This window comes from Bradyrhizobium sp. (assembly GCF_017881085.1).
Classification (GTDB): Bacteria; Pseudomonadota; Alphaproteobacteria; order Rhizobiales; family Xanthobacteraceae; genus Bradyrhizobium.
Genome location: NZ_JADGRI010000263.1, coordinates 1 through 7,858 on the forward strand (window position 1 = coordinate 1; position 7,858 = coordinate 7,858).

General features: G+C 61.7%; 7 protein-coding genes. 6 read left to right on the top strand and 1 reads right to left on the bottom strand.

The genetic code is table 11. The annotated features are described in order from the left end of the window. The coding region (locus tag QZ213_RS21160) for an ABC-F family ATP-binding cassette domain-containing protein (RefSeq protein WP_291688046.1) at window positions 1–1,469 on the bottom strand (1,469 nt) is incomplete at its 3' end. A gap of 410 nt (window positions 1,470–1,879) precedes the next feature. Between QZ213_RS21160 and QZ213_RS21165 the strand changes: the two genes are divergently transcribed. The 6 genes from QZ213_RS21165 to QZ213_RS21190 form a co-directional block, all read left to right on the top strand. Beyond that, window positions 1,880–2,611 (top strand): class I SAM-dependent methyltransferase, encoded by a 732-nt coding sequence (locus QZ213_RS21165; RefSeq protein ID WP_291688047.1) that lies wholly within the window; start codon window positions 1,880–1,882, stop codon window positions 2,609–2,611. A 142-nt stretch (window positions 2,612–2,753) separates the two neighbouring features. Continuing rightward, entirely contained in the window at window positions 2,754–4,268 is a 1,515-nt protein-coding gene (locus tag QZ213_RS21170; RefSeq protein ID WP_291688048.1) for an NAD(P)/FAD-dependent oxidoreductase, read from the top strand. 185 nt (window positions 4,269–4,453) lie between these two features. Then, on the top strand, window positions 4,454–5,620 hold the full coding sequence (locus QZ213_RS21175; protein ID WP_291688049.1) for a mannosyltransferase family protein: 1,167 nt from the start codon (window positions 4,454–4,456) through the stop codon (window positions 5,618–5,620). After that, window positions 5,617–5,856, top strand: a complete 240-nt coding sequence (locus QZ213_RS21180; RefSeq protein ID WP_291688050.1) for a hypothetical protein — start codon at window positions 5,617–5,619, stop codon at window positions 5,854–5,856. Before QZ213_RS21175 ends, QZ213_RS21180 begins: the two co-directional genes overlap by 4 nt. Window positions 5,857–5,910: 54 nt before the next feature. Further along, on the top strand, window positions 5,911–6,594 hold the full coding sequence (locus tag QZ213_RS21185) for an alpha/beta family hydrolase (RefSeq protein WP_291688051.1): 684 nt from the start codon (window positions 5,911–5,913) through the stop codon (window positions 6,592–6,594). Between the two features lie 179 nt (window positions 6,595–6,773). Then, a partial coding sequence (locus QZ213_RS21190) for a TRAP transporter substrate-binding protein (protein WP_291688052.1) occupies window positions 6,774–7,858 on the top strand: 1,085 nt, incomplete at its 3' end.

The window sequence follows — 7,858 nt, forward strand, 5'->3', positions numbered from 1 at the left end:
CCCTCATACTCCGACAGCGCGGCGATGAGCATCTCCTTGGTCGCCATGTCCAGATGGTTGGTCGGCTCGTCCAGCACCAGCAAGTTCGGCGGGTCGTACAGCATCTTGGCCATCACCAGCCGCGCCTTCTCGCCGCCCGACAGAACCCGGCATTTCTTTTCCACGTCGTCGCCGGAGAAGCCGAAGCAGCCGGCCAGCGCGCGCAGCGAGCCCTGTCCGGCCTGCGGGAAGGAATCTTCCAGCGACTGGAACACGGTGCGCTCGCCGTCGAGCAGATCCATGGCGTGCTGCGCGAAGTAGCCCATCTTCACGCTGCCGCCGAGCGCCACCGTGCCGTCGTCAGGCGAAGTCGAGCCCGCCACCAGTTTCAATAGCGTGGATTTTCCTGCGCCGTTGACGCCCATCACGCACCAGCGTTCCCGGCGCCGCACCATGAAGTCGAGCCCGTCATAGATGCTGCGATTGCCATAGGCCTTCTGCACCTTCTTCAGGCTCACCACGTCTTCGCCCGAACGCGGCGCAGGCGGGAAATCGAACGAAACGGTCTGGCGGCGCTTGGGTGGCTCCACCCGCTCGATCTTCTCCAGCTTCTTGACCCGGCTCTGCACCTGGGCGGCGTGCGAAGCGCGCGCCTTGAAGCGCTCGATGAATTTTATCTCTTTGGCGAGCATCGCCTGCTGACGCTCGAACTGCGCCTGCTGCTGCTTCTCGTTCAGCGCGCGTTGCGCCTCGTAGAACTCGTAATTGCCCGAATAGGTCGTCAGCTGACCGCCGTCGATCTCCACCACCTTGTCGATGATGCGGTTCATGAACTCGCGATCATGCGAGGTCATCAACAACGCGCCCTCGTAACCTCTGAGGAACTGCTCCAGCCAGATCAGGCTCTCGAGGTCGAGATGGTTGCTTGGCTCGTCCAACAGCATGGCGTCGGGACGCATCAGCAGAATACGCGCCAGTGCCACGCGCATCTTCCAGCCGCCCGACAGCGCGCCGACGTCGCCGTCCATCATCTCCTGGCTGAAGGAGAGGCCGGCTAGCACCTCGCGCGCCCGGCCTTCCAGCGCGTAGCCGTCGAGCTCCTCGAAGCGCGCCTGCACCTCGCCATAGCGCGCGATGATGTCGTCCATGTCGTCCGCGCGCGCCGGATCCGCCATGGCGGCTTCCAGCTCCTTCAATTCGCCGGCCACCGCGCTGACCGGACCGGCACCATCCATCACCTCGGCCACCGCGCTGCGGCCGGCCATCTCGCCGACGTCCTGGCTGAAATAGCCTGTCGTGACGCCGCGATCGACCGCCACCTGGCCCTCGTCGGGGAGTTCCTGTCCGGTGATCATCCGGAACAGCGTGGTCTTGCCGGCCCCGTTGGGACCGACGAGGCCGACCTTCTCGCCCTTCTGCAGCGCCGCGGAGGCTTCGATGAAGAGAATCTGGTGACCGATTTGCTTGCTGACATTGTCGAGACGAATCATATTTGCGGGAGCCTTAAAGAAAGTTGCGGCCGCTCGAAAGCGGGCCATCAAATTGCGACGCTTCACGTGGGAATTTAGGGCTGGGCTGAAGCCGCGCGGAGCTGGCTTCCGTGCTATTTAGGGGAGAGACACGCTCATTGCAATGCGTGGGGCGTGAAACGGCCCGGCGATTTCATTCAATCGCGTTTTGCGCAAACATCGCCGATGTTCAGGGCAGCCGTTGGTCCTATGCGATCATTGCCCGGCTCGCCGATGGGCCGCATTAGAATACGGAAATTAAGGTGTATATTGCGCAGGCCTGAGCAGAAGATGAAAGCGATTCGATCCCAATTCATTTGCTCCGGGCGGCTGGTCGGCCCCGTGATCGGCTACGGTTTGTTTCCCGGGACAATGCTGAAGGTAAACCAAATATGACGCGGATAGGCACTCGAGCGGAGGTCTGGTTTTCCAACGTGGTTGCTTCGTTTGCGCGCTATGTCGCTGAGAGGACGCTGCCCGAGTCCGTCCCGATGCTGATGCGCCGCGATGCCGTCGTGGATTCCTTTAACTACGCCAAGGAAAACATGAAAGGCGCGTACTCCTTTCTGGATCGATTCGACGGCCTGTCGCTTTCGATCAAGGAGGCGAGGCGAAGGTTTCCTGCCCGCAAACTTGTACTGGAGTTCGGGGTCTTCAAGGGTGGAATGATTAACTACCAGGCCCGGAAGGCTCCCGAGCTGAATTTCGTCGGATTTGATAGTTTCGAAGGCCTGCAGGAACAGTGGAGCGGCATGGCTCCCGAAAGGACCTTCGATCTCGGCGGCAGGCTGCCGAAGGTCCGGCCCAATGTCAGTTTGGTGAAGGGCTGGTTTGCTGACTCGGCGCCGCGTTGGAAAGCGCAAAACCCAGGCTCTGAAACCCCGCTGTTGGTGCATGTCGACTGCGACACCTACGCCGCGACGGTCGACGTTCTGGAATTCTGCGCCGACTATGTGGAACAGGGGCTCGTTATTCATTTTGACGATTTTTTCGGGTTTCCCGAGTGGCGAACCGGCGGCTTCAAGGCACTGCAGGAAATCTCCGAAAAGCGCCATTGGCGCCTGACCTATCTGTCGTACGGGACGAAAGAGGTGGCGATCCTGGCCGAAGCGCATGCCGGCTGAGCCATGCGCGGCGCAAGCGGTGCCGCGCGGCCGTTGACGTTTCATTAACGCTGCAACGGCGGCGTTTCTGCGCGCGGCGATAAGTCCAACATTAACGAAGCTCTGCGCAAATGCGGCGGGAACCCAAGGGATCACGCCGCGCATGACCGTTGATGCAGAGATTTTCGTGATCGGCGCCGGACCCGCCGGCCTTACCACCGCTTACTGCCTGACCAAGGAAACGCCGTCGGTCATCGTGATCGAGAAGGACCCGCATTACGTCGGCGGCATCAGCCGCACCGTGCGGCACGGCAATTTCCTGTTCGACATCGGCGGCCACCGGTTCTTCTCCAAGGCGAAGGAAGTCGTCGATCTCTGGCAGGAGATCCTGCCGGATGATTTCATCACCCGGCAGCGGCTGTCGCGCATCTATTACGGCGGGAAATTCTATTCCTATCCGCTCAGCGCGTTCCAGGCGCTGCGCAACCTCGGGATTTTCACCAGCGCCGTCTGCATGCTGTCCTATGCCTATGCCAAGGTCTTTCCGGTCGCCTCGCCGCGCAGCTTTCATGACTGGGTGCGCAATCGGTTCGGCGAACGCCTGTTTCAGATATTCTTCAAGACCTACACCGAAAAGGTGTGGGGCATGTCGTGCGACGAAATCTCCGCCGATTGGGCGGCGCAGCGCATCAAGGGGCTGGATCTTCGGGTCGCCGTCATGAACGCGCTGACGCGCTCGTTCCGGCGCAAGCCGAAAGCCGATGCGGCCGGCGACGGTGTCGTCAAGACGCTGATCGAGACGTTCCAGTATCCGCGCAAGGGCCCCGGCATGATGTGGGAAGCCGCGGCGGCCAAGACCGTGGAGCGCGGCGGACGAATCCTGATGGGCCGGGAACTGGCCGAACTCGCTTATGATGACGTCCAGAAGATCTGGCGTATCGGGGTTGCGACCGCTGACGGCGGACGCGAAACCTATACGGCGCGCCACGTCGTGAGTTCGGCGCCGGTGCGCGAATTGGTGCAGAAGCTCACGCCGAAGCCGATCTCGCTGCTGCACGCGCGCGCGCTGCGCTACCGCGATTTTCTCACCGTCGCGCTGATGTTCGACAAGCCGGACGTGTTCGCCGACAACTGGATCTACATCCATGATCCCAGCGTGAAGGTCGGTCGCGTTCAGAATTTCACCTCATGGTCGCCCGAAATGGTGCCGCCCGGCATGTCCTGTCTCGGGCTGGAATATTTCTGCTTCGAGGACGACGGCCTGTGGGCGATGTCCGACCAGGAGCTGATCGCGCTGGCCAAACACGAGGTCGCCAAGGTCGGTCTGGCCTCCGCCTCCGACGTGGTCGACGGTTGCGTGGTGCGCCAGCCGAAGGCCTATCCGGTATATGACGACGCCTATCGCGAGCACATGGCGATGATCCGGCGCGACCTCGAGCAAAGCTATCCGAGCCTGCATATGATCGGGCGCAACGGAATGCACAAGTACAACAACCAGGATCACGCCATGATGACCGCCATGCTGACGGCGCGGAACATCATGGCGGGCGAGCGCATCTACGACATCTGGCAAGTCAACGAGGATGCGGAGTATCACGAGGCGGGAGCTTCGAGCGCGCAGGCCGCGCTTGCGAGCGAGCGCCTGGTGCCGCGCAAGGCCGGCACCAGGGCGGCGTAGGACCGCGCCCAATTCCGAAGCTGTCACCGCCGGAATTTCGGCACGGACATGAACGCGGCGGCCGTCCGGCAAACCAACCCGCTGGCCGGCTCATCTTGATTCAAGTCAACGCACGACAGCACGCGCCGCGCATAGGTGGAATCGATCGATGTTTTTTCGGTAAGAGTAGGATAGGCTACCGCGGCATGGACATGGAGATGCGGTATCCCCACTGCAAAGATCATTCCTGGCTTCCCTATTTTTGGGCCATCCTGATATTCCTGTGTTCGCGGCTGGTGGTCGCGCTCGGACTGGTCTTCTCGCAAAAATACATGCCGATCGCGACCGATGTCTGGTCTGCCGGACCGCTCTGGTACCACCAGCTGCTGCAATGGGACTCAGAATGGTATTTCAGGATCGCAACAGCGGGATATCAGTATAACGGCGATCCGACTATTCCCCAGAATATCGTGTTCTATCCGTTGTATCCGATGCTCGCACGGGGCCTCGCCACGATCAGCGGCCTCGCGCCTTCGGATGCACTGCTGCTGGTATCGAACGTTGCGGGATTGCTGGCCGTCGTCGTTCTTTTCAAGCTGGTTCGCGAGGAGTTCGGTGATCAACTCGCTCTCGCCGCGACGGCATTGCTCAGCTTTTTTCCGGCTTCGGTCCTGCTGTCGGCCGGGTATACCGAACCCCTGGAATTGCTCCTGACCGCTTCGTTCTTTCTTGCCGTGAAGCGACAACAGTACTTGCCGGCAGCCCTGTTTGCAGGTCTGGCAGTTGCCGATCGATCGGCGGGCATCGTCTTGTTGCCGGTCCTTCTCTGGGAGATGTGGCTCAACCGGGATCAGAAGCCGCTTTTTCCCGCCCTGATACCATGCGTCCTTATCGCGACATCGGGCTTGTGGCTGTTCATGATCTACCTCTGGTGCTTATTCGGTGATCCCTTTGTATTCTCCGAGGGGCAGGCGGCTTTCCATCAGGGTACCACGCTGGCTACAAGACTGGTCGCCGCGCTCAAACTTGAACCCTTTACCCGGATGATCCTGAATGACTGGAATCCATGGGGGCAGGGCAGCTGGCTCACCCTGCTGTTCATAGTCCTGATTGTCGTCGGCTGGTCCCGGCTGCGCTTCTCCTGGACGCTGTTCGCCGTGGGTACGCTGTTGTTGCCTTATCTGACGCTCAGCGGTGGGCCGGCGGGCTTCGTCTCGATGAGCCGATTCAATCTTGTTTCATTTCCGCTGTTCGTCGTGTTGGCTGGTGTCGGACTGCGGGTGAGGTGGCTCTTGCTGGGGGTGATTGGACTTTTCAGCGCGTCCCTGTTCATGGGCACGGCGCTGTTCGCTCGCAGAATCTGGATCGGATGATTGCTGCGAAGGCGGCGCACAGCAACGCGGGCTTGCGGATCTACGACACCAGCACGCCGGCCGCGCCGCGCGAGGTAGGGTATTTCCTGCCGCCGGATCCGACGCACCGTTACGGCGTATTTCCCAAGGGCAAACTGGTCGCGCAAAGCGAGGACGTGCTGGTCGATACGCGCGGCCTTATCTACGTGACCGACAAGAATCAGGGACTTTGGATCTTGAGGTTTACCGGCAAATAAACCCGGGATTTCGTTCTTGCGGTGAACGCCGGCCTGCGATCAGAATAGGCCACCATGACCGTCGTCAGCCCGCAACATCTCGAACTGAAGGTCGATGGCGCGGACCCGGTCTCCGCGCTGCTGCTGCGGCCGGCAGGCGCGCAGGGCTGCTTTGTTTTTGCCCACGGCGCCGGCGCAGGCATGACCCATGAATTCATGGAGCGGGCCGCGGCCGGTCTGTGCGGCCGCGGTATCGCAACGCTGCGCTACCAGTTTCCCTACATGGAAAAGCACAGCAAGCGGCCGGATGCGCCGCCGCTCGCCCATGCTGCGGTGCGCGCTGCCGTCGCGGAGGCCGCGCGCTGCTGCCCGGGGGTCGCGCTCTTTGCCGGCGGCAAATCATTCGGCGGCCGCATGACGTCGCAGGCGCAGGCCATCGCGCCGCTGGCCGGCGTCCGCGGGCTTGCCTTCCTGGGCTTTCCCTTGCATCCGGCGGGCAAGCCTTCCGACGCGCGGGCCACGCATCTCGGCGAGGTCCGTATCCCCATGCTCTTCATCCAGGGCACCCGCGACAAACTGGCCGAGCTGAAATTGCTCGAACCGGTGGTGAAGCGGCTTGGCGCATCGGCGTCGCTGCACCCGGTCGCGGAGGCCGATCATTCCTTCCACGTGCTGGCGCGCTCGGGGAGGAACGACGGCGAAGTCATGACCGAGATCGTGGATACGCTGTCGGACTGGATCGGCGCGACCATGGCTTGAGGGGGTGCGCGGCTGCGCCACACCGGAGCCGGGCCGCGCGGGCCTTCGACGGCTATCCGGAAGCATCGACCTCTGATATTCTCGGCCGAAAGATGACACGATCGCCGACAAGGCGGCGCCGCGAATGATCGCCATGGGCTGGCGATTTCAAAGCAAAAATCCAAAAGGGGGGATATGCCATGAAACGTCGTGAATTCCTGAAAACCGCAGGCGTCGGCCTCGCCGCGTCAAGCACCGTTGCCGCACCGGCCATCGCGCAGTCGATGCCCGAGCTGAAATGGCGCTGCACCACGAGCTGGCCGAAGTCGCTCGACGTGCCCTTCAGCGCGGCGGAGACAATCTCGAAATATGTCGCCGAAGCCACCGACAACAAATTCCAGATCCAGCCGTTTGCCGCCGGCGAAATCGTTCCCGGCTTGCAGGTGCTGGACGCGGTGTCCAACGCCACCGTCGAAATGTGTCACACCGCCGCCTACTATTTTATTGGCAAGGACCCGACCTACGCGCTGTTCGCCTCGGTGCCGTTCGGGCTGAATTCGCGCCAGCAGAACGCCTGGTTCCAGGATCACGGCGGCCAGGACATGCTCAACGAGTTTGCCAGGAAGAACAAGACCTACGCCATCTCGGGTGGTAATACCGGCACCCAGATGGGCGGCTGGTTCCGCAAGGAGATCAACACCGTCGACGACCTCAATGGCCTGAAGATGCGGATCGGCGGATGGGCCGGCAAGACGCTGTCCAAGCTCGGCACCATTCCGCAGCAGATCGCCGGCGGCGACATCTATCCGGCCCTGGAAAAGGGCACCATCGACGCAACCGAGTGGGTCGGTCCTTATGACGATGAGAAGCTCGGCTTCTACAAGATCGCCAAGTACTACTACTATCCCGGCTGGTGGGAAGGCGGCACGGCGCTGCATTTCTTCATCAATTCCGACAAGTGGGACGCCCTGCCGAAGGCTTATAAGTCGTTGCTGACGATCGCCTGCGGCTACGCCAACATGGACGTTCAGGCGCGATATGACGCGCGCAATCCGCAGGCGCTGAAGCGCCTGGTGGCGGCCGGGACCCAGCTACGTCCGTTCAGCCAGGCGATCATGGAAGCCTGCCTTAAAGCCTCGAACGAGGTCAATGCCGAGACCTCCGCGGCCAACCCGGACTTCAAGAAGATCCTGGATTCGCAGATGGAGTTCCGCAACGACGAGAATCTCTGGTGGCAGGTCGCGGAGTACTCCTACGAGACCTTCATGATCCGCATGCGTTCGAA